The sequence below is a fragment of the [Empedobacter] haloabium genome, assembly GCA_008011715.2.
Lineage (GTDB): Bacteria > Pseudomonadota > Gammaproteobacteria > Burkholderiales > Burkholderiaceae_D > Rugamonas > Rugamonas haloabia.
In genome coordinates this window covers 5,281,707-5,304,368 of sequence record CP136508.1, presented here as the reverse complement: position 1 = coordinate 5,304,368, position 22,662 = coordinate 5,281,707, and the positions used below count along the sequence as shown (strand labels likewise).

The following is a 22,662-nucleotide window of genomic DNA, read 5'->3' as shown; positions in this document are numbered from 1 at the left end:
GCAGGGTGGAAAGAGCGGAATTATAATGGCGCATGCGCCTGCTTATCATCGAAGACAATCCCGACATCGTCGCCAACCTGTACGGCTTCCTGGAACCGAAGGGCTACGTGCTCGATTCGGCCGGCAACGGCTACGGCGGGCTGGCGCTGGCCGCCCAGAACGACTACGACGCCGTGGTGCTGGATGTCATGCTGCCCGGCCTGAACGGCCTGGAGCTGTGCCAGAAGCTGCGCAGCGAGCTGCGCAAGGCCACGCCCGTGCTGATGCTGACGGCGCGCGACACCCTGGAGGACAAGGTGGCCGGCTTCGACAGCGGCGCGGACGACTACCTGGTCAAGCCGTTTTCCCTGGTCGAACTGGAAGTCCGGCTGAAGGCGCTGGTGCGGCGCGCGCGCGGCACGCACGGGGGCAATGCCGTGCTGACGGTGGGCGAGCTGACGTTCGACACCGGCACGTTCGAGGCACGGCGTGCCGGCCGCCCGCTGGCGCTGACGAAAACCGGCTACACGATCCTCAAGCTGTTGATGAAAGAGGCGCCGAAAGTGGTGTCGCGCGACGCGGTCGCCCACGAGGTCTGGGGCGACAACCCTCCCGACAGCGACGCGCTGCGCGTCCATATCCACGCCTTGCGCCAGGCGCTGGACAAGCCGTATCCGTTCGCGATGCTGCGCACCATTTCCGGCATCGGCTACAAGCTGGTGGCCTCCGATGAACAAGGCTGAGTCGATGCGGCGGCGGATTTCCGTCGCCTATCTGAAATTCGCCGCGGTCGCCACGCTGTTCTTCGCCGTCATCGCGGCCGTGGCGGTGGAGGGCATCGAGGTGCGCCTGGTGGACGAGCGCCTGGAGGAGGTGGCGTCGTGGGCCAGCCCGCGCTACGCCGGCAGGCTGCCGGTCGAAATGCCGGCCGGGATCAGCTTCCATCACGGCGAAGGCATTCCCCGTTCGCTGCGGGCGTTGCCTGACGGAGTGCAGGAAGTCACGGTGGATGGCGTCGACCTGCACGTGCTGAAGGGGCGCGACAACCTGGGGCCATTCGTCGTCGTCGACCACGACAGCGACTATGAACAGATCGAGCTGGTGGTGTACTCGATGTTCGGCGTGGCCTTCCTGGGTTTCCTTGCCTGCTCGCTGATGCTGGGGCGGTATGTCGGCAACCAGGTCGTCAATCCGATCGTCGAACTGGCCGAGGCAGTGGATGGGCGCGCCGCGCAGCTGCCGCTGCAGGAGCGCGCCGACGAGCTGGGACTGCTGGCGCGCACGATCGCGGGTCACACGGGCGAGCTGCGCCAGGTGCTCGATCGCGAACGCTTCTTCACGGGGGACGTCAGCCATGAACTGCGCACGCCGCTGACCGTCATCGCCGGCGCGGCCGAGGTGCTGATGGCGCAGACCGAGCGCGAGCCGGCCCTGTATGCGCCAGCGGAGCGGATCTACCGCGCGGCGCGCGAGGCGACCGATGTGACGAGCATGCTGCTGCGCCTGGCCCGTGCGCCGGCGCAGCTGGAATGGGCGCACATGTCGGCGGCGGCGCTGGCGCATGCCGAGGTGGCGCGCTACCAGTCGCTCGTGACAGGGCGGCCGCTGGCGCTGCGCTATGTCGGCGGCGACGACTTCGCCATCGATGGCGTGCGCGAACTCGTGCTGGCGGCCATCGGCAACCTGGTGCGCAACGCGTGCCAGTACACCGAGGCAGGTGTGGTCGAGGTAAGCCTGGCCGGACGCGCAGTGATTGTCGAGGACACGGGCCCTGGGCTGCCGCCGGCGGCGCGAGCGCGCCTGCATAATGAACCGATACCGGCCGATGCCAGGGGGTCCTCCGGCACGGGCCTCGGGCTCGGGCTGGTGCAGCGCATCTGCGCCCACCTGGGGGCCACCCTGGTGCTGGGCAGCCGCGCGGGCGGCGGCACGCGTTTCGAAATCCACTTTCCGGACGGCTTAACACGGCCTTAACCAGCCGTTCACACGGGCTTCACCTTGGGGCGGGTATCTTGGATGCTTGTCCATTGGAGTCCGTACCGTGAGAATCGCTCCCCTGCCGCGCGTCGGCGCGCCCCTGCTGACCCTGGGCGCGTCCGTGTTCCTTGTCTCGGCCTACAACCTCAGTTTCTGGAAGACGTTCGTCGCGGCGACAGGCGGCGCCCACTTCGGCAACGCGCTGGTGTATGCCGGCGCGTTCGTGCTGCTGGTCCTGCTGTTCAACGCCATCCTCACGCTGTTCAATTTCCGGTTCGTCATCAAGCCTGTGCTGGTCGCGCTGTTCCTGGCCGCGTCGGCAGCCAGCTACTTCATGAACGAGTACGGCGTCGTCATCGATGCGTCGATGGTGCAGAACGTGTTCGAGACGGATGCGAAGGAGGCCAATGAGCTGTTCAGCTGGAGGATGGTGCAGACCATCACGGTGCTCGGCATCCTGCCGTCCGTGCTGGTGTGGCGCCTGCCCCTGGTATTCCCGCCCGCACGGCGCGACCTGCTGCTCAAGGCCGGCACCGTGGCGCTGTCGCTGCTGGCGGGCGCCGGGCTGCTGCTGTTGCTGTTCAAGGTGCTTGCGCCGGCGGTGCGCGAACATCGCGAAATGCGCTTCCTGCTGACGCCCACCAATATGTTCCAGGCCACGCACGGCTACCTGAAGCGCAAATGGGCCACTCCTGTCGTGATCGCGCCGCTGGGCACCGATGCGGCGCTGGGACCGAAATGGTCAGCGGCGGCGGCGCCGCACAAGCGCACGGTGACGGTCATCGTCGTGGGCGAAACGGCGCGGGCCATGAATTTCTCCCTGAACGGCTACGCGCGCCAGACCAATCCGGAGTTGGCGCGGCAGGCAGGGCTGATCAACTTCCGCAACGTCAGCTCGTGCGGCACGGCGACGGCGGTCTCCGTTCCGTGCGTTTTTTCGGGCCTGACGCGCGACGATTATTCGTCCGACAAGGCCGGGCGCCAGGAAGGCCTGCTGGACGTATTGAAGCATGCGGGCTTCGATGTGCTCTGGCGCGACAATAACTCCGGCTGCAAGGGCACGTGCGACCGCGTGCGCTTCGAGGACGTGTCGCAGCCATTGCCGGGCGACCCGCTGTGCAATGGCGAGGAATGCTTCGACGAGCGTCTGCTGCGCGACTTGCCGCAGCTGATCCGCACGTCGCGACGAGACCTGGTCGTCGCGCTGCACCAGAAGGGCAGTCATGGCCCGGCCTACTGGAAGCGCTATCCGGCCGGCTTCGGTCGCTTCGGCCCCGTGTGTCAAACGAACGAGCTGGAACAGTGCTCACGCGAGTCCATCGTCAACGCCTACGACAACACGATCCTGTACACCGATCACTTCCTGGCGAAGACGCTGGATCTGCTGCGCGAGAGCGCCGCGCAAGACGGCGTGGACACTGCCATGCTGTACTTCTCCGATCACGGGGAGTCGCTGGGCGAGAAGAATATGTACCTGCATGGCGCGCCGTACATCATCTCGCCGGCGGAGCAGCGCACCGTGCCGATGATGCTGTGGCTGTCCGATGGCTTCCGCCAACGCTTCCATATCGATCATCAGTGCCTGGCCGCGCGCAGCGCGCAGGCTTTTTCCCATGACAACGTGTTTCATTCGGTCCTCGGGCTGCTGAATGTCAGCACGGCTGTCTATAACCCCAAGCTCGACCTGACCCATCCCTGCGCCCGTGAAAATTGATGCTCCCGCAGTCCCCGGCCAGCGCCTCGCGTGGCGCTGGGCCGGTTTCCTGGTGTTGTCCGCACTGATGATCCTCTGGCTAGGCAATAGCACCGACATCGACTTGCGGCTGGCAGACGCCGCGTTCGACGCCGCCACGCATACGTTCCCCTTGCAGCACGCGTGGATCGCGGAGCGGTTCAATCACGTCTGGTTGAAAGCGCTGTTGTCGGTGCTGGGCGCGGGCGCCGCCGTGCTGGCGTTGCGGGACGCCTACCGGCCATACGAGAGCTGGTCCGATGCGCGCCGGGTTGGCATGCGGGTGGTAGGCATGTCGGCCGTGCTGGTGCCGACCGCTGTCAGTCTGCTCAAGCACGCCAGCGCCTCGCACTGCCCGTGGGACCTGCAGCGCTATGGCGGCACGGCGCCCTATGTCCGCTTGCTGGAGTGGATGCCCGCCGGGGTGCACGCGGGGCATTGCCTGCCCGCCGGTCATGCGTCGAGCGCGTTGTGGCTGGTGTCGCTGGCCGCGTTCTGGTGGCCGCGGCGTCCGCGCATGGCAATCGCAGTGGGCGCGGCAATGCTGGCGGTCGGACTGGCGGTCGGGTGGGTGCAGCAGCTGCGCGGTGCGCATTTCTTGACGCATACCCTCTGGTCGGCGTGGATCGCCTGCGCACTGGTGCCGGCGATTTATATCGTCAACACGAAGGGGCTTGCGCTCTGGCAGGGTTTTCGCTATAGTTCTGTCCCTCACAGCGACGCGCTGTCATGAAAATGAAACAAGCGTGCTGATGTGAAGAAAAACGAAGCTTGACGAAACGCACGAAACACCGCATACTCTCGCTTCTCTGCTGCTGACAAACACAACGCTTTGTCGCCGGGTTTGACCGGATCGCAGCAAGCCTTGAAGGGCAGAATTCTTTAACAATCAACAGTCGATAAGTGTGGGCGTTTGATGTGAGTGTGCCCGGGGCTTCGGTCCCGATACTCAAAATATATAGCATCAAACGCTTACACAAGAAATAAACGTGACCTCGAAAGAGGAACGTCAGTATCTTGAGTGAGTGACCCCGACAGCAATGTCGGAAAACAGAGATTGAACTGAAGAGTTTGATCCTGGCTCAGATTGAACGCTGGCGGCATGCTTTACACATGCAAGTCGAACGGTAACAGGGAGCTTGCTCCGCTGACGAGTGGCGAACGGGTGAGTAATATATCGGAACGTGCCCAAGAGTGGGGGATAACGTAGCGAAAGTTACGCTAATACCGCATACGATCTAAGGATGAAAGCAGGGGACCGCAAGGCCTTGTGCTCCTGGAGCGGCCGATATCTGATTAGCTAGTTGGTGAGGTAAAGGCTCACCAAGGCGACGATCAGTAGCTGGTCTGAGAGGACGACCAGCCACACTGGGACTGAGACACGGCCCAGACTCCTACGGGAGGCAGCAGTGGGGAATTTTGGACAATGGGCGCAAGCCTGATCCAGCAATGCCGCGTGAGTGAAGAAGGCCTTCGGGTTGTAAAGCTCTTTTGTCAGGGAAGAAACGGTTGCGGCTAATATCCGCAGCTAATGACGGTACCTGAAGAATAAGCACCGGCTAACTACGTGCCAGCAGCCGCGGTAATACGTAGGGTGCAAGCGTTAATCGGAATTACTGGGCGTAAAGCGTGCGCAGGCGGTTTTGTAAGTCTGTCGTGAAATCCCCGGGCTTAACCTGGGAATGGCGATGGAGACTGCAAGGCTGGAATCTGGCAGAGGGGGGTAGAATTCCACGTGTAGCAGTGAAATGCGTAGAGATGTGGAGGAACACCGATGGCGAAGGCAGCCCCCTGGGCTAAGATTGACGCTCATGCACGAAAGCGTGGGGAGCAAACAGGATTAGATACCCTGGTAGTCCACGCCCTAAACGATGTCTACTAGTTGTCGGGTCTTAATTGACTTGGTAACGCAGCTAACGCGTGAAGTAGACCGCCTGGGGAGTACGGTCGCAAGATTAAAACTCAAAGGAATTGACGGGGACCCGCACAAGCGGTGGATGATGTGGATTAATTCGATGCAACGCGAAAAACCTTACCTACCCTTGACATGGCAGGAATCCCTGAGAGATCGGGGAGTGCTCGAAAGAGAACCTGCACACAGGTGCTGCATGGCTGTCGTCAGCTCGTGTCGTGAGATGTTGGGTTAAGTCCCGCAACGAGCGCAACCCTTGTCATTAGTTGCTACGAAAGGGCACTCTAATGAGACTGCCGGTGACAAACCGGAGGAAGGTGGGGATGACGTCAAGTCCTCATGGCCCTTATGGGTAGGGCTTCACACGTCATACAATGGTACATACAGAGGGCCGCCAACCCGCGAGGGGGAGCTAATCCCAGAAAGTGTATCGTAGTCCGGATTGTAGTCTGCAACTCGACTGCATGAAGTTGGAATCGCTAGTAATCGCGGATCAGCATGTCGCGGTGAATACGTTCCCGGGTCTTGTACACACCGCCCGTCACACCATGGGAGCGGGTTTTACCAGAAGTAGGTAGCTTAACCGTAAGGAGGGCGCTTACCACGGTAGGATTCGTGACTGGGGTGAAGTCGTAACAAGGTAGCCGTATCGGAAGGTGCGGCTGGATCACCTCCTTTCTAGAGTGGCACGGATCAGAAATGGTCGTGCATCAAACGCTCACACTTATCGACTGTTGTTAGAGAAACAGCAAGAAGCGCGGGTCTGTAGCTCAGCTGGTTAGAGCACCGTGTTGATAACGCGGGGGTCGTTGGTTCGAGCCCAACCAGACCCACCACAAACATGGGGGATTAGCTCAGCTGGGAGAGCACCTGCTTTGCAAGCAGGGGGTCGTCGGTTCGATCCCGTCATCCTCCACCATCGCTTCTGTTGAAAGCACAAACGTAAGTCTCGCACTGTCGAGGATTTAGGTTTGATCTTTTAGAGATCTAAGCTGTTTCGCTCTTTAACAATCTGGAAGAAGTAAAGTTTTATTAAGCGTGTGAGAAATCACACACTTAGGGTAGTGTTCGAAAGAACGCATACAAAAACTCATCAAACACAGTAGTAAATGCTTGAACCGATAGCCGTCAAGGTTATAGGGACAAGTGAATAAGTGCACATGGCGGATGCCTTGGCGATTACAGGCGATGAAGGACGTAGTAGTCTGCGATAAGCTACGGGGAGCTGACAAACGAGCTTTGATCCGTAGATTTCCGAATGGGGAAACCCACCCTTTTAGGGTATCACTCACTGAATACATAGGTGTGTGAGGCGAACGCGGCGAACTGAAACATCTAAGTAGCTGCAGGAAAATAAATCAACCGAGATTCCCAAAGTAGTGGCGAGCGAAATGGGAAGAGCCTGTACGTGATAGTCGGACTGATAGTGGAAGCCTCTGGAAATAGGCGCCATAGCGGGTGATAGCCCCGTACACGAAATCAGACCGGTGGTACTAAGCGTACGACAAGTAGGGCGGGACACGAGAAATCCTGTCTGAAGATGGGGGGACCATCCTCCAAGGCTAAATACTCGTAATCGACCGATAGTGAACCAGTACCGTGAGGGAAAGGCGAAAAGAACCCCGGGAGGGGAGTGAAATAGATCCTGAAACCGTGTGCATACAAACAGTCGGAGCGGACTTGTTCCGTGACGGCGTACCTTTTGTATAATGGGTCAGCGACTTACATTCAGTAGCGAGGTTAACCATATAGGGGAGCCGTAGAGAAATCGAGTCCGAACAGGGCGCTAGTTGCTGGGTGTAGACCCGAAACCAAGTGATCTACCCATGGCCAGGTTGAAGGTGCGGTAACACGCACTGGAGGACCGAACCCACTAATGTTGAAAAATTAGGGGATGAGCTGTGGGTAGGGGTGAAAGGCTAAACAAACTTGGAAATAGCTGGTTCTCTCCGAAAACTATTTAGGTAGTGCCTCAAGTATCACCATCGGGGGTAGAGCACTGTTATGGCTAGGGGGTCATCGCGACTTACCAAACCATTGCAAACTCCGAATACCGATGAGTGCGAGCTTGGGAGACAGACGTCGGGTGCTAACGTCCGGCGTCAAGAGGGAAACAACCCAGACCGCCAGCTAAGGTCCCAAAGATTGGCTAAGTGGAAAACGAAGTGGGAAGGCTAAAACAGTCAGGATGTTGGCTTAGAAGCAGCCATCATTTAAAGAAAGCGTAATAGCTCACTGATCGAGTCGTCCTGCGCGGAAGATGTAACGGGGCTAAGCCAGTCACCGAAGCTGCGGATATCCGTAAGGATATGGTAGGAGAGCGTTCTGTAAGCCTGCGAAGGTGTCTTGTAAAGGATGCTGGAGGTATCAGAAGTGCGAATGCTGACATGAGTAGCGATAATGCGGGTGAAAAGCCCGCACGCCGTAAGCCCAAGGTTTCCTGTTCAACGTTCATCGGAGCAGGGTGAGTCGGCCCCTAAGGCGAGGCAGAGATGCGTAGCTGATGGGAAGCAGGTTAATATTCCTGCACCGTCGTATGATGCGATGGGGGGACGGATCGCGGAAGGTTGTCTGACTGTTGGAATAGTCAGTTTCTGGTTCATAGGAGGTACTTAGGCAAATCCGGGTACGTAATCCAAGGGATCGGGACGAGCGCTCTTGTAGCGCGAAGCAATCGGAAGTGGTTCCAAGAAAAGCCTCTAAGCTTCAGTCATACGAGACCGTACCGCAAACCGACACAGGTGGGCGAGATGAGTATTCTAAGGCGCTTGAGAGAACTCGGGAGAAGGAACTCGGCAAATTGGTACCGTAACTTCGGGAAAAGGTACGCCCCGGTAGCTTGACCACTTTACTGTGGAAGGGTGAAAGGGTTGCAATAAACTGGTGGCTGCGACTGTTTAATAAAAACACAGCACTCTGCAAACACGAAAGTGGACGTATAGGGTGTGACGCCTGCCCGGTGCTGGAAGATTAAATGATGGGGTGCAAGCTCTTGATTGAAGTCCCAGTAAACGGCGGCCGTAACTATAACGGTCCTAAGGTAGCGAAATTCCTTGTCGGGTAAGTTCCGACCTGCACGAATGGCGTAACGATGGCCACACTGTCTCCTCCCGAGACTCAGCGAAGTTGAAGTGTTTGTGATGATGCAATCTACCCGCGGCTAGACGGAAAGACCCCATGAACCTTTACTGTAGCTTTGCATTGGACTTTGAACCAATCTGTGTAGGATAGGTGGGAGGCTTTGAAGCGGGGACGCCAGTTCTCGTGGAGCCAACCTTGAAATACCACCCTGGTTTGTTTGAGGTTCTAACCTTGGTCCGTAATCCGGATCGGGGACAGTGCATGGTAGGCAGTTTGACTGGGGCGGTCTCCTCCTAAAGTGTAACGGAGGAGTTCGAAGGTACGCTAGGTACGGTCGGACATCGTGCTAATAGTGCAATGGCATAAGCGTGCTTAACTGCGAGACCGACAAGTCGAGCAGGTACGAAAGTAGGACATAGTGATCCGGTGGTTCTGTATGGAAGGGCCATCGCTCAACGGATAAAAGGTACTCTGGGGATAACAGGCTGATTCCTCCCAAGAGTTCATATCGACGGGGGAGTTTGGCACCTCGATGTCGGCTCATCACATCCTGGGGCTGTAGCCGGTCCCAAGGGTATGGCTGTTCGCCATTTAAAGTGGTACGTGAGCTGGGTTTAAAACGTCGTGAGACAGTTTGGTCCCTATCTGCCGTGGGCGTTGGAAATTTGAAGGGGGCTGCTCCTAGTACGAGAGGACCGGAGTGGACGAACCTCTGGTGTACCGGTTGTCACGCCAGTGGCATTGCCGGGTAGCTAAGTTCGGAAGAGATAACCGCTGAAAGCATCTAAGCGGGAAACTTGCCTTAAGATGAGATTTCCCGGAGCCTTGAGCTCCTTGAAGGGTCGTTCGAGACCAGGACGTTGATAGGTCAGGTGTGGAAGTGCAGTAATGCATTAAGCTAACTGATACTAATTGCCCGTACGGCTTGTCCCTATAACCTTGACGGTTACAGAGCATTTGCCTGTGTTTGAGTTTTACCAGTAACACCCAACTTACTTCTTCCAGATTAGTAGCCGCGTTGCCCAACCGGGAACGAGGCTGCGTACAAGTCATGCCTGATGACCATAGCAAGTCGGTCCCACCCCTTCCCATCCCGAACAGGACCGTGAAACGACTTTGCGCCGATGATAGTGCTGCAACCAGTGTGAAAGTAGGTTATCGTCAGGCTGTTATACCCGAGAAAAGCCCGCTGCGTGATCGCAGCGGGCTTTTTTCATTTCTACGCATGTGCTGCCGTGATTAAAACCAGGGTCAGTCCCCTGCGGGGACAGACCCTAAGCCTGCGACGCCAGTGACCGCTTGCTGATATTTAGATCCGCAACTGCCACATCGGGGTTAGGGTCAGTCCCTTCAGGGACTGACCCTGGTTTTTATCGCAGGACCATGCCGACTTGCGCGATGAAAATCCACAAGGCTCGGCTCGCAAAACGAACGCCACCCGGCTCTGGAACCCCCGGTGTCAGGCACCTGTCTTCGGGTCAGAGACCCGAAGACAGGTGCCTGACACCACGGTGGCAACTGGCTGAGCGGCCGACCCGCATAAGGCTTGCCTGAAGCCCGACCCGACAGTAGCCCAAACGAAATCGGGGACAGCCTCCGATTCCACTTGGAATCGGAGGCTGTCCCCGATTAGAGAAGCAGCTACGGTCGTTACTTGTACATCGGCCCATCGAAGATGAACTTGCCGCCGTGGTAGTTGCTGGCGGCATCGTCTTCAGGCGGGTACTCGCCCGTTTCCGGCACGTCGGCGCGGAACTGTTCCGAGCTGTCCTTCGGCTGGAAGCCCAGGTGCGCGGCCTTGCGGTTGTCCCACCACTGGCGCTTGTTGTTGGAGGCGCCGAACAGGATCGTGTGGCCTACCCGCGGCGTCAGCAGCGAGACACGCAGCGCCTCGACCAGGTCGTCGTAGGACAGCCAGGTGCACATCATGCGCGGGTTGTTCACGGCCGGGAACGACGAGCCGATGCGCAGGCACACGGTCTCGATGCCGGCGCGGTCGAAGTAGTAGCGCGACAGCTGCTCGCCGAACACCTTCGACAGCCCATACATCGAATCCGGCCGCGGTGGATCGTCCGCGTCGATGACCTGCGTCTGCGGATAGAAGCCGATCGCGTGGTTCGAGCTGGCGAACACGATGCGCTTGACGCCATGGCGGTGCGCGGCCTCATAGATGTTGTACGTGCCCTGGATATTGGCGTGCATGATGTTCTCGAAGGTGTTTTCCGTCGAGATGCCGCCGAAGTGCAGCACCGCGTCCACGCCTTCCATCATGGCCAGCACGGCCGGCTTGTCGGCCAGGTCGCACTGGACGATTTCCTCGCCCTCGCGGGCCTCGCCCAGGTCGCCGATGTCGGACAGGCGCACCACGTCGGCCCAGGGCTTGATGCGTTCGCGCAGGATCTTGCCCAGGCCGCCCGCGGCGCCCGTCAGCAGCAGGCGCTTGAATGGTTTTTTCGTCGTCATAGTAGGTCCTATTGTTAACCAGGGTATTTGACCAGAGAAGTGCGTGGACGTCGGCTCACGTGCGTGAGCGATCGCGTCACGTCACCGGCGCGGGGTTGAACAGCACCAGCGCATTGTGCAGCTTCCAGTGTTCGGCCCACGTCTTCTTGCCGCTGGCGACATCGAGCATCAGCTGGAACAACTCCCAGCCGACGCTTTCGATGGTCGCCTCGCCGGTGGCGATGCGGCCAGCGTTCACGTCCATCAGGTCGTGCCAGCGGCGCGCGAGGTCGTCGCGCGTGGCCACCTTGATGACCGGGACTTCGGCCAGGCCGTAGGGCGTGCCGCGGCCCGTCGTGAAGACGTGCAGGTTCATGCCGGCGGCCAGCTGCAGTGTGCCGCAGATGAAGTCCGAGGCCGGCGTGGCCGCGTAGATCAGGCCTTTCGTCGTCAGCTTCTCGCCTGGCGACAGCACACCGGAGATCGGGCTGCTGCCGGACTTGACGATCGACCCCATCGCCTTCTCGACGATGTTGGACAACCCGCCCTTCTTGTTTCCCGGCGTCGTATTGGCGCTGCGGTCGACGCCGCCCCGCTTCAGGTAATTGTCGTACCAGTCCATCTCGCGGATCATCGCTTGCGCCACTTCCTCGTTGACGGCGCGCGACGTCAGCTGGTCGATGCCGTCGCGCACCTCCGTCACTTCCGAGAACATCACGGTGGCACCCGCGCGCACCAGCAGGTCGGTGGCGAAGCCCACCGCCGGATTGGCCGTCACGCCGGAGAACGCATCGCTGCCGCCGCATTGCACGCCGACGACGAGGTCCGAGGCCGGGCACGTGACCCGCTGGCGCCGGTTCAGCACTTCCAGCTGCTGTTCGGCCGTCTGCATGATCGAGTCGATCATCGACATGAAGCCGACATGGTGGCTGTCCTGCAGGCAGACGACGGGCGCCTCGTCGGCGACGCTGTTGTCGGCCTTGCGGATCGGGATCGAGCCTTTCGGGAACAGGCGCGTGGGCTGCAGCTTCTCGCAGCCCAGCGAAACGACCATGGCCTGGCCGCCGAAATTTGGGTTCTTGCTGATGTTGTGCAGCGTGCGGATCGGCACCATCGCGTTCGGCGCATCGATCGCCACGCCGCAACCATAGGTGTGTTCCAGGCCGACCACGTCGTCCACGTTCGGATAGCGCGGCAGCAGCTCGGCCTTGATGCGCTTGACGGCGAACTCCACCACGCCGGACACGCACTGGACGGTCGTCGTGATCGCCAGGATGTTGCGGGTGCCGACGGAACCGTCCTCGTTGCGGAAGCCCTGGAACGTGTAGCCCTCCAGCGGCGGCAGCGCTGCCGGCTTGACGGTGGCGATCGGCAGGTTATCCAGTTCGCGCGCGGCCGGCATTTCCAGCAGCTGCTCGGAGACCCAGCTGCCCTTCGAGATGGCTTTCGCGGCCCGCCCGATCGTCACGTTGTAGCGGACCACGGCATCGCCCTGCGCCAGGTCGATCAGCGCCACCTTGTGCCCTTGCGGGACGCCTTCGACCAGCGTCAGGCCGTCGGGGAACACGGTGCCGGCCGGCAGGCCGCCGTCGTTGACGACGATCGCCACATTGTCGTTCTCGTGCATGTGGATACGGCGCGGAGTGCTCGCTGTCATCTTCAATCCTGGAGGAATGGCACTTTGCTGGCTGTGATTGTTGCGTGATCGCAACGCCGAAACACGCGTGCCGGTATGTTGTCTGATGACTTCAGTATGACAGAGGCGAATATTTTTGGCTAGTCCACATTGCGATTTTGGTCTGACCGCTTTAGAATGGCCTGACCAGATGGCTAAACAATAAGACAAGCAGGAGACGTATGCAGAAGAGGGGCCCCATCGGTACGCTCGAATCGGCCCACCACGAACCGCGGCTGTACCGCGTGGTGGCGGACCGCATCCAGGCGCTGATCGCGGCCGAGGGCATTCGGGCCGGTGCCCGCCTGCCGTCCGAACGTGACCTGGCGACCAGGCTCGCTGTCAGCCGGGCCTCGCTGCGCGAAGCATTGATCGCCTTGGAGCTGGGCGGCGTGATCGAGGTACGTGGCGGCTCGGGCGTGTACGTCAGCGAGGTGCCGGAGCCCCCGACCAGGCTGCCGGAAGGCGGACCGGGGCCGTTCGAGGTGCTCTCGGCGCGCCGCCTGATCGAAGGCGAGATCGCGGCGATGGCCGCGCGCACGGCAACGGACAGCGCGATCGACGCGATCCTGAAAGCGGTGGAAGAAATGGAGGCGCATCACGCCAACAAGACCACCAACGAGCTGGCCGATCGCAACTTCCACCTGGCGATCGGCCGTGCCACCGGCAACGGCGCGATGGTCGGTTCGCTGGAATACCTGTGGGACCAGCGCGGCCGGCTATGGCACAAGCTGAAGGAGCACTTCCAGACCGAGGAGCTGCGCCAGGAAACGCTGAAGGACCATCGCCGCATCTTCGAAGCGATCGCGGCGCACGACCCGGCCGCGGCGCGCAAGGCGATGCGCGCGCACCTGGAACGCGTGACGCGGACGTTCTCGCGCGGCTAGCAGTACCGATAAAAAAGCAGGACCGACGCGCCACATAAAAACCCAGGCGCGCCGAGGAGACAGGATGAACAAGATACCATCGGGCCAACCCCGCCAAGTATGCCGGCAAGGAGCGCACCAGCGCCACTTGCCGCGCCCCTGATCTCGCACCAATAAGTTAGCGACCGCCTGCGACCTCGGCCCCCATGCGGCCCTCGTCGCAGCGGCACGGAGTACGCGAGGTGCTCCAAAGCCGGCCGTGCGCAAGCGCGCCGACATAACTCAATTTGGAAAAAACAAGGAGACGAGAAGCATGAACAAGCGCGCAACCCTCTGTCAGCCACGGCTGGTAATGACTTCCATTGCACTGGCCGTGCTGGCCGTGGCGAACCAGGCGGCGGCACAGGAGGCCCCGATGCAGCGAGTGGAAGTGACCGGCTCGTCGATCAAGCGCCTGGCGAACGAGGAAGCCCTGCCGATCACCACCATCAAGGCCGAGGAGTTCGCGCAGCGCGGCCTGACCACGCTGGCGGACGTGATGATGGCGCTGCCGCAATCGGCCTCGCTGGCCCCGTCCAACGCCGGCTCGGGCACCAATATCAACCTGCGCGGCCTGGGCGTGAACCGCACGCTGGTACTGCTGAACGGCCGTCGCCTGGCCAACGAGGCCATCTCGTCCGGCTACGCCAATCTGGACGTGATTCCGATGAGCGCCCTGGCGCGCGTCGAGATCCTGAACGACGGCGCCTCGTCGATCTACGGTTCGGACGCCATCGGCGGTGTCGTCAACTTCGTCACCAAGCGCGAGATCGAGGGCGGCTCCATCACGGGCCAATGGGTCGAGCCGGAGCGCAGCGGCGGCGGTGACGAGCAGCGCGCGACCCTGACCTTCGGCAAGGGCAGCCTGGCCAGCGACGGCTGGAACGCATATGCGACGATCGACTTCCACCAGCGCAGCCGGCTCGCCTCGAAGGACCGCCCGCACCTGGGCTCGGACGAGATCCTGGCGCAGATCGGCCGCTCGCGCACCATCGGCAGCGGCGGCTATGCGATGCCGGCCAACTTCACCACCGACGCCAACAAGACCGCCCGCAATCCCTACGCGGGCATCTGCGCGGAGCCGTACTCCATCGTCGGCGCCAAGAACACCTGCCTGATCAACAACAGCGAATACGGCACCGCGCTGCACGAGAACGCGCAACTGAGCTTCTACGCCCGCGCGACCCGCCAGTTCAGCGAAGACCACACCTTCAGCGTCGAATACACGCGCGGCCAGGCGCACATCCTGGCGGCCCGTAACCCGACCCAATCGGTGGCCGTCAACGGCGTCACGGCCCAGCTGCCGGCGTCGTCCAAGTGGTATCCGGGGAACAGCGGCGGCGTGCCGGCCATGTCCGGCCTGAACGGCGCGCCCCTGAGCGTCACGTGGTCGGTGGCCGACCTGGGCATCGCCGTGCAGAAGGACAAGCAGGTCAACCAGCGCCTCGCCTTCGTCGACGAGGGCAAGTTCGGCGCCTGGGACTACCGCGCCGGGCTGGTGATCGGCATCAGCGACCGCGAGAACTACTATGACCGCGGCTTCGTGCGCGGCCAGGGCCTGCTCGACGGCCTGAAGAGCGGTGCATTGAATCCGTTCGGACTGCAGGACCAGGCCGGCCTCGACTACCTGAAGACGATCTCGGTGGACGGCATCAAGAACCGCGACTCGCGCAGCACCTATACGGGTGCCGACCTGACCGTCAGCCGTTCGCTGATGGAGCTGGCCGGCGGTTCGATGGCGCTGGCGATCGGCGCGGACGTCAATCACACGACCACGCGCGACGACAAGCTGGCGATCCAGAACGAGGTGCAGTACCTGAACAGCACCGCCTCGCACGGCGAAGGCCAGCGCAACGTGTACGCCCTGTACGCCGAGCTCGATGTGCCGCTGACGAAGCAGCTCACCTTGAACTTCGCCGCGCGCGACGACTACTTCAGCGACTACGGCAACACGATCAATCCGAAGGCCAGCTTCCGCTGGGAGCCGACCAAGACGCTGATGTTCCGCGGTTCGGCCAACACCGGCTTCCGCGCGCCGACGCTGTTCGACGCCTACGGCTACCGCCTGCCCGGCGCGACCGGCAAGACCAGCTCGCGCTGGGACGACCCGGTGCTGTGCCCGAGCGCCACGCCAGCGATTGCCGGCACTGGCAACCCGCTGCCGGGCTACGTGGAATCGGAAGTCTGCGATGTGCAGCTGCCGAAGCAGGTGGGGTCGAACTCGAACCTGAAGCCAGAGAAATCGCGCGGCTTCACGCTGGGCGTGGTAATGGAACCGATCAAGTCGATGACCCTGTCGCTCGACTACTGGAACATCCGCATGAAGGACATGCTGGCGAACCTGCCGGAACAGGTCTACTTCCAGGACCCGGCGCGCTACGCCAACCTGTTCGTGCGTAATCCGGACGGCACGCTGGCGTTCATCAACAACACGACGATGAACCTGGGCGGCCAGAAGGCGGCCGGTATCGACGTCTCGGCAACGTACCGCTTCCCGCGCAGCGAGTACGGCGATTTCCGCATCGAACTGGATGGCACCTACCTGACGAAATTCGACAACCAGCTGTTCCCGGGCGACGAGTGGGTCTCCAACATCGGCCGCTTCGGCAACGCGTCGAACGGTACCACGTCGAGCTTCCCGATCATCACCTACCGCTGGAAGCACACGCTGAAGTTCGGCTGGTCGAAGGGCGATTGGACCGCGCAGGCAACGCAGAACTACAACTCGAAATACGAGGACCAGAACCTGGTGGCCGAGCAGTACTGGCGCGACATCAACTCGTACAAGCCGTGGAACCTGACGATCGGCTACAAGGGCATCAAGAACCTGCAACTGATCTTCGGCATCACCAACGTGTTCGACGCCGACCCGCCGGTGACGAACCACAGCGGCTACTCGTTCAGCTACCTGTCCAGTGCCGCCAGCCCGATCGGCCGCTCGTACAATCTGCGCGCGACCTACAACTTCTGATCGGATTGCGCACCTGATGTGACGCGCGGCGCCGGCCTGCCTCTACCGCAGCGGGCGCCGCATTTTCTTTTGGAGGACACCATGACCGTCAAATTCCTTGCCGCCGCATGCATCGCGCTGGCCGCCGGCAGCGCCGGCGCGGCCGACACGAAGCCCGTTCGTTTCATCCTGGTGGGCGACTCCACGATGGCCACCGCCAGCGGTTATGGCGACGCGTTCTGCGCCCGCGTGATCCGGGCCGATACGTGCCTCAACCTGGCCAAGGGCGGCCGCAGCTCCGGCAGCTTCCGGGCCGAGGGCCGCTGGGACGAGGTACTGGGCCTGCTGAAGGGCAGCAGCGCGTACCGCGCCACCTATGTATTGATCCAGTTCGGTCACAACGACCAGCCGGGCAAGCCGGGCCGCTCGACCGACCTGAAGACGGAATTCCCCGTCAACATGGCGCGCTACGTGGACGAGGTCAAGGCGCTGGGCGGCGTGCCGGTGCTGGTCACGCCGCTGACGCGGCGCAGCTTCAAGGACGGCAAGCTGGAGAACACCTTGCAGCCGTGGGCGGACGTGATCCGCACCACCGCGGCGACGAAACAGGTCGCGCTGCTGGACCTGAACGCCGACAGTGTCGCCGCAGTGCAGGCAATGGGGCCGGACGAGGCGGACACGCTGGCAGTGGCGCCGAAGCCGCCGGCCGCGCCGGCACCGGTGGCCGGCAGCGCCGCCACGGTGGAGCCGCAGGGCGCCGCCAAGAGCGCTTTCGATTACACGCACGTGGGGGCGAAAGGCGCGGCCTATTTCGCTCGCATGGTCGAGCGCGAGATCAAGGCCGCCATCCCGGCGCTCGCGGCGGAGTTCCGGCCGGAGGAGGGGCAGTGAAGCTCGGCCTGACCTTCGCCGCGGTGGCGCTCTTGATGACCGGATGCCAGGCGCCGGCAACGCGGGCGCCGGTCGCTGGCACGGCAGCCGTCGCACGGCCGCAACTGCCGGCGGCCATCGGCAAGAAGATCTCGATCGCCGAAGTGCTGAAAACCACGGGCCGGGCCGGCAGTGAGGTCACAGACCCGTGGGACCCGCTGGCCGATCCGCTGGCGCAGGGCGCGGCGTTCCAGGCCGACTATGTCGTCGATGTCGCCGGCCGCGCCGATGGTCACCGTACGTTCACCAGCGTGCAGGCGGCGGTCAGCCGCGCCGTCGCGGATGGCGCTGGCGCCAGCGGGCGTGTCTACATCCTCGTCAAGCCGGGCACCTACCGCGAGCTGGTGTACGTGCCAGCCTCCAGCCGCCCGATCACGCTGTACGGCGAGGGCAGGAGCGCGGCGGACACCGTCATCACGGCCGGCCTGGACGCCGCCGTGGCGCCGGCCGACTACGCCAGGCAGTACGGCCCGCAGTTTGCGGCCGCCGACCCGTCGATCCAGGCCATGCACGCACTGGTGCGCGAGCGCAGCGGCAATATCTCGACCAGCGGCTCGATGACGGTATGGGTACGCAATCACGGCTTCCAGGCCCGCAACCTGACGTTCGAGAACTCGTACAACAAGGCCACCGGCAACGCGCGTGAAGAGTGTGGCGAACGCGCCTGCGGCAGCAACGCGCCGGATGCGCAGATCAACCGCGTGCACCATCAGGCGGTGGCGCTGACGGTGGAAGGCGCGGACAAGGCGCAGTTCGAGAACGTGCGCCTGATCGGCTTCCAGGACACGCTGTACCTGAAGTCGGCGGAGACGCGCGTGACGGCACGCAGCTTCTTCCACCGCTCCTACATCGAGGGCGACGTCGACTTCATCTTCGGCGATACCACGGCCTACTTCTACCGCAGCGAGGTGCGCTCGCTGGGCGATCGCAGCATGTCGTACGTGGGCGCGCCCAATACCAACTGGAAGACGAAATTCGGTTTCGTGTTCGACACGGTGCACTTCACCCATGACGGCTCGCCCAATGCGCTGGCCGGCAAGTTCTACCTGGCGCGCCAGTGGTTCCACAACTCGCGCTGTTCGCCCTACGCGCCGGTGGCGGTGGAAGGCTACCGCTGCGTGCTGGGCGGCGAGAGCGTGTACCGCAAGCCGCATGGCACCATCACGCCGACGGTGCTCGAGACGGTGGGCAAGATGCTGGTCGTGAACTCGACGATCGGCCGCCACATCGACCGCGCCAGGCCGTGGTCCGACTGGAACCGTCCCGGCACGCTGGCGTACCGGCCGGCCCAATTCACGTCGGACGATTTCTGGAGCAACCTGCGCCGGGCCGGCATCGATCCGGTGCGGGACCTCGGCTACGGCGCGGCGCCGGCACCGGCCGACATCTACCTGGCGGAATTCAACAATGCAGACGAATAAGGACCACACGATGAGCAGCACCATCAACCAGCAGCGCCGCACGATGATGAAGGCGGTATCGGCCACCGGCCTGGCCGCCGCGGGCGCGGCGAACGGCGTCCGCGCCGCCATTGCCGAGGACCCGTGGGCGCGTGCCAAGGAGATCGCGGATCGCCTGTCGCAGCCGCTCAGGTTCCGCGACCAGGACTTCCTCATTACCGAATTCGGCGCGGCGCCGTGCGCGTTGGCCAAGGTCAAGGCCTGGGTCTCGCATGACGACCAGGCCATGGTCGATACGCAGGCCCCGGGCGCGCACGACTGCTACGCGGCCATCAAGGCGGCCATCGCGGCCTGCCACAAGGCCGGCGGCGGCCGCGTCGTGATCCCGGCCGGGAACTGGTACGTGGCCGGCCCGATCGTGCTGCTGTCGAACGTGCACGTGCACCTGAAGAAGGGCGCGCACGTCTACTTCAGCAACGACCCACGCGACTACGCGAAGTACGGCGACTTCGATTGCGGCGCCAACGGCAAGCTCGTGATCACGCGCTGGCAGAGCAACGATTGCCTGAACTTCGCGTCGATGATCTATGCCTACGGCCAGGACAATATCGCCCTGACCGGCGAAGACTGGACCAGTGTGCTGAACGGCCAGGGCGGCGTGCCGTTCGCGGGCGGCAACGACTGCTGGTGGACGTGGAAGGGCAAGAACCGCACCATCAACCCCGTCTCGCAGGCCAATACGCCGGGCGACGGGCCGGGCAAGATCAACCAGCGTATCGCCAATCCCGCCAATCCGGCGTCGCTGCGCGAGGTGGCGCCGCACCTGACGGAAGCCGAGCGCCTGCTGATCCAGGGCGAGGGCGACAAATGGCGCGCCGACGAGCAGTACCTGCCGGCACTGTCGGAGGCCGGCGTGCCGCTGGCCAGGCGGGTATTCGGCCTGGGGCACTATCTGCGTCCGTCGATGGTGCACCTGATCGGCTGCACCAATGTGCTGCTGCAGGGCTACCACGTGGTCCACACGCCGTTCTGGCAGCACCACCCGGTCCATTGCCGCAATCTCGTCATCCGCAACGTGCACGCGGAAAGCCATGGCCCGAACAGCGACGGCTTCGATCCCGAGGCATGCGACATGGTGCTGGTGGAAGGCTGCACGTTCGACGCCGGCGACGACTGCATCGCCATCAAGGCCGGCAAGAACCGCGACACGCAGTACGGACCGTCGCAGAACATCGTCATCCAGAACTGTGTGATGCACAGCGGCCATGGCGCCGTCACCCTGGGCAGCGAGATGGCGGGCGGCATCCAGAACGTGTATGCGCAGAACCTGGTGTTCGAGAACACGCACTGGGCCACCAATCCGCTCAACACGGCGATCCGGCTGAAGACCAATTTGAACCGCGGCGGCTACCTGCGCAATTTCTACGTGCGCAACGTGAAGATCCCGAACGGCGTGCAGACCAGTCCCTCGTTCTATGCCTCACTGCCCGGCTCCCCGATCGCGTCGAAGACGGTGGCCACCGCCGCCGGCGCCGTCGTCACGTTCGACTGCGATTACACGCCCACGGCCGATACGGTGCGACTGCGACCGCCCGTCGTCGACAACATCCAGATCTCCAACGTCACCGTGGGCAACGTCAAGACGAAGAAGGGCGAGCTGGCCTCGTGCTACCAGGCCATCGTCATCCTCGGCCCGGTCGCCTCCGACTACAACGGCCCGCAGCCGATGCCGGCCGTGGTGCCCGTCACGAATGTTGTGATCAGCGATTGCGACTTCGGCACGCCGGTCAACCGCGAACAGCCCTGGTACCTGTACAACGTCAAGGGCCTGCAGTTGGCGCGCGTGAAGGTGGCGGGCAAGGAGATCAGCACTACCTTGTCGGCCTAGCGAAGCCCGTGCGCTCTTTTTTGCCGGGGCCGTGATAATGTTCCGTCATCACGCAATCAAGGAGCGCACCATGGAACATACTTATACGGAAGCGGCGCCCACGCGCGCCGAGATCGACGCGCTGAGTGGCCCGGCACTGCTGGAATTCGGCACCAACTGGTGCGGCCACTGCCGCGCCGCGCAGCCGCTGCTGGCCGAGGCCTACGGCGACTACGCCGGCATCCGCCACTTCAAGGTGGAGGATGGGCCGGGTCGCTTGCTGGGCCGTTCCTTCCGTGTCAAACTGTGGCCGACCATGATCTTCCTGCAAGACGGGAAGGAAGTGGCGCGGGTCGTACGCCCCGCCGACGCCAGCGAGATCCGCGACGCGTTTGCCCAGATCGCCACATCCGGCTGAAGGCACACCAACACGTTCAACGTTCGTCCGGAGTCTGCATGCATCAATCCCGTCCCGGTGCCACGCCCAACAAGGCTGGCACCGTGCTCTTCGCCAGCCTGATCGGCACCACCATCGAATTCTTCGATTTCTACATCTACGCGACGGCTGCGGTCCTCGTCTTCCCCAAGCTGTTCTTCCCCGCCGGCGACGCCGCCGCCGCGACCTTGCAGTCGCTGGCCACCTTTGCCATCGCCTTTTTCGCACGTCCCGTCGGCTCGGCCGTGTTCGGCCACTTCGGCGACCGCATCGGCCGCAAGGCCACGCTCGTGGCGGCGCTGCTGACGATGGGCCTGTCCACCGTCGTCATCGGCATGCTGCCGACCTATGCGTCGATCGGCGCGTGGGCGCCACTGCTGCTGGCGCTGTGCCGGTTCGGCCAGGGCCTGGGCCTGGGCGGCGAGTGGGGCGGCGCCGTGTTGCTGGCCACCGAGAACGCACCGCCTGGCAAGCGCGCCTGGTACGGCATGTTCCCGCAACTGGGCGCGCCGATCGGCTTCTTCCTGTCGGGCGGCATCTTCCTGCTGCTCTCGGAAGTGCTGACGGACACACAGTTCTTCAGCTTCGGCTGGCGCATCCCGTTCCTGTCCAGCGCCCTGCTGGTGCTGGTCGGCCTGTACGTGCGGCTCAAGATCACCGAGACGCCGGACTTCCAGAAGGTGCTGGACAAGGGCGAGCGCGTGAAGGTACCCGTGCTCGCGGTACTGCGCGACCACACCCGCATGCTGGTGCTGGGCACCCTGATGGCGATGGCCACGTTCGTGCTGTTCTACCTGATGACGGTGTTCGCGCTGAACTGGGGCGTCTCCGCGCTGGGCTTCTCGCGCGAACATTTCCTCGTGCTGCAGTTGTTCGCCGTCTTGTTCTTCGGCCTGACGATCCCGCTGGCAGCCCTGCTGGCCGACCGCTATGGCCGCCGCCGCACGCTGATCGCCATCTCGGCCGTCATCGCCCTGTTCGGCCTGACGATGGCGCCGCTGTTCGGCTCCGGCAGCACCACGCAGGTCACCGTGTTCCTGTGCCTGGGCCTGGCCCTGATGGGCATGACGTACGGCCCGCTGGGCACGATCCTGTCCGAGCTGTTCCCGGCCGAAGTGCGTTACACGGGCGCCTCGCTGACCTTCAACCTGGCCGGCATCCTGGGCGCCTCGCTGGCACCCTACATCGCCACCATGCTGGCCAACCAGTATGGCCTGCAGTATGTCGGCTACTACCTGTCGATCGCGGCGCTGCTGAGCCTTGGGGCGCTGGTCCTGGCGCGGGCGAAGTAGAACCGCCCACCAGCGGGTCTTTCTTTTAGCAGAGAGGACCCGGCCCCGGACAAGGGATGACGCCACCAGCAGCCGGCGTATGAT

13 protein-coding genes, 2 tRNA genes and 3 rRNA genes are annotated in these 22,662 nt (G+C 62.7%); 16 read left to right on the top strand and 2 right to left on the bottom strand.

Features of this window, described 5'->3' with window-relative positions:
* The first annotated feature begins 32 nt into the window (after positions 1–32).
* From E7V67_022980 to rrf, 9 genes are all read left to right on the top strand, one after another.
* Entirely contained in the window at positions 33–722 is a 690-nt protein-coding gene (locus tag E7V67_022980) for a response regulator transcription factor (GenBank protein ID WUR12531.1), read from the top strand.
* Entirely contained in the window at positions 709–1,953 is a 1,245-nt protein-coding gene (locus E7V67_022975; protein ID WUR12530.1) for a HAMP domain-containing sensor histidine kinase, read from the top strand. Before E7V67_022980 ends, E7V67_022975 begins: the two co-directional genes overlap by 14 nt.
* Positions 1,954–2,020: 67 nt before the next feature.
* A complete protein-coding gene (locus E7V67_022970; protein WUR12529.1) occupies positions 2,021–3,670 on the top strand; it encodes a phosphoethanolamine--lipid A transferase in 1,650 nt (549 codons plus the stop codon).
* Positions 3,660–4,421: a phosphatase PAP2 family protein gene (locus tag E7V67_022965; GenBank protein WUR12528.1), complete on the top strand. Its 762-nt coding sequence runs from the start codon at positions 3,660–3,662 to the stop codon at positions 4,419–4,421. Before E7V67_022970 ends, E7V67_022965 begins: the two co-directional genes overlap by 11 nt.
* A 326-nt stretch (positions 4,422–4,747) precedes the next feature.
* A 16S ribosomal RNA gene (locus E7V67_022960) occupies positions 4,748–6,278 on the top strand.
* 81 nt (positions 6,279–6,359) lie between these two features.
* Positions 6,360–6,436 (top strand) — tRNA-Ile (locus E7V67_022955).
* A gap of 7 nt (positions 6,437–6,443) precedes the next feature.
* Positions 6,444–6,519, top strand: a tRNA-Ala gene (locus E7V67_022950).
* Between the two features lie 221 nt (positions 6,520–6,740).
* A 23S ribosomal RNA gene (locus E7V67_022945) occupies positions 6,741–9,614 on the top strand.
* A 121-nt stretch (positions 9,615–9,735) separates the two neighbouring features.
* Positions 9,736–9,848 (top strand): 5S ribosomal RNA (rrf, locus tag E7V67_022940).
* Together the 16S, 23S and 5S rRNA genes with 2 tRNA genes alongside form the textbook arrangement of a ribosomal RNA operon.
* A gap of 483 nt (positions 9,849–10,331) precedes the next feature.
* On the opposite strand, the gene E7V67_022935 is transcribed toward rrf, so the two are convergent.
* The gene (locus E7V67_022935; GenBank protein ID WUR12527.1) at positions 10,332–11,144 is read right to left on the bottom strand and encodes an NAD(P)-dependent oxidoreductase; all 813 of its coding nucleotides are present in this window, start codon (positions 11,142–11,144) and stop codon (positions 10,332–10,334) included.
* A gap of 76 nt (positions 11,145–11,220) precedes the next feature.
* The gene (gene garD, locus E7V67_022930; protein WUR12526.1) at positions 11,221–12,780 is read right to left on the bottom strand and encodes a galactarate dehydratase; all 1,560 of its coding nucleotides are present in this window, start codon (positions 12,778–12,780) and stop codon (positions 11,221–11,223) included.
* A 200-nt stretch (positions 12,781–12,980) separates the two neighbouring features.
* On the opposite strand from garD, the gene E7V67_022925 reads away from it, so the two are divergent.
* From E7V67_022925 to E7V67_022895, 7 genes are all read left to right on the top strand, one after another.
* On the top strand, positions 12,981–13,685 hold the full coding sequence (locus E7V67_022925; protein ID WUR12525.1) for a FadR/GntR family transcriptional regulator: 705 nt from the start codon (positions 12,981–12,983) through the stop codon (positions 13,683–13,685).
* Positions 13,686–14,016: 331 nt separating this feature from the next.
* On the top strand, positions 14,017–16,674 hold the full coding sequence (locus E7V67_022920) for a TonB-dependent receptor (protein ID WUR12524.1): 2,658 nt from the start codon (positions 14,017–14,019) through the stop codon (positions 16,672–16,674).
* 81 nt (positions 16,675–16,755) lie between these two features.
* Positions 16,756–17,544 carry a rhamnogalacturonan acetylesterase gene (locus E7V67_022915; protein ID WUR12523.1) on the top strand — a complete coding sequence of 263 codons (789 nt, stop codon included), beginning with the start codon at positions 16,756–16,758 and terminating at the stop codon, positions 17,542–17,544.
* The gene (locus tag E7V67_022910) at positions 17,541–19,004 is read left to right on the top strand and encodes a pectinesterase family protein (protein ID WUR12522.1); all 1,464 of its coding nucleotides are present in this window, start codon (positions 17,541–17,543) and stop codon (positions 19,002–19,004) included. Before E7V67_022915 ends, E7V67_022910 begins: the two co-directional genes overlap by 4 nt.
* Positions 18,991–20,871: a glycoside hydrolase family 28 protein gene (locus E7V67_022905; GenBank protein ID WUR12521.1), complete on the top strand. Its 1,881-nt coding sequence runs from the start codon at positions 18,991–18,993 to the stop codon at positions 20,869–20,871. The genes E7V67_022910 and E7V67_022905 overlap by 14 nt, the downstream gene beginning before the upstream one ends.
* 70 nt (positions 20,872–20,941) lie before the next feature.
* A complete protein-coding gene (locus E7V67_022900) occupies positions 20,942–21,268 on the top strand; it encodes a thioredoxin family protein (protein ID WUR12520.1) in 327 nt (108 codons plus the stop codon).
* A gap of 38 nt (positions 21,269–21,306) precedes the next feature.
* Positions 21,307–22,578, top strand: a complete 1,272-nt coding sequence (locus tag E7V67_022895; GenBank protein ID WUR12519.1) for an MFS transporter — start codon at positions 21,307–21,309, stop codon at positions 22,576–22,578.
* The last annotated feature ends 84 nt before the right edge of the window (positions 22,579–22,662 follow it).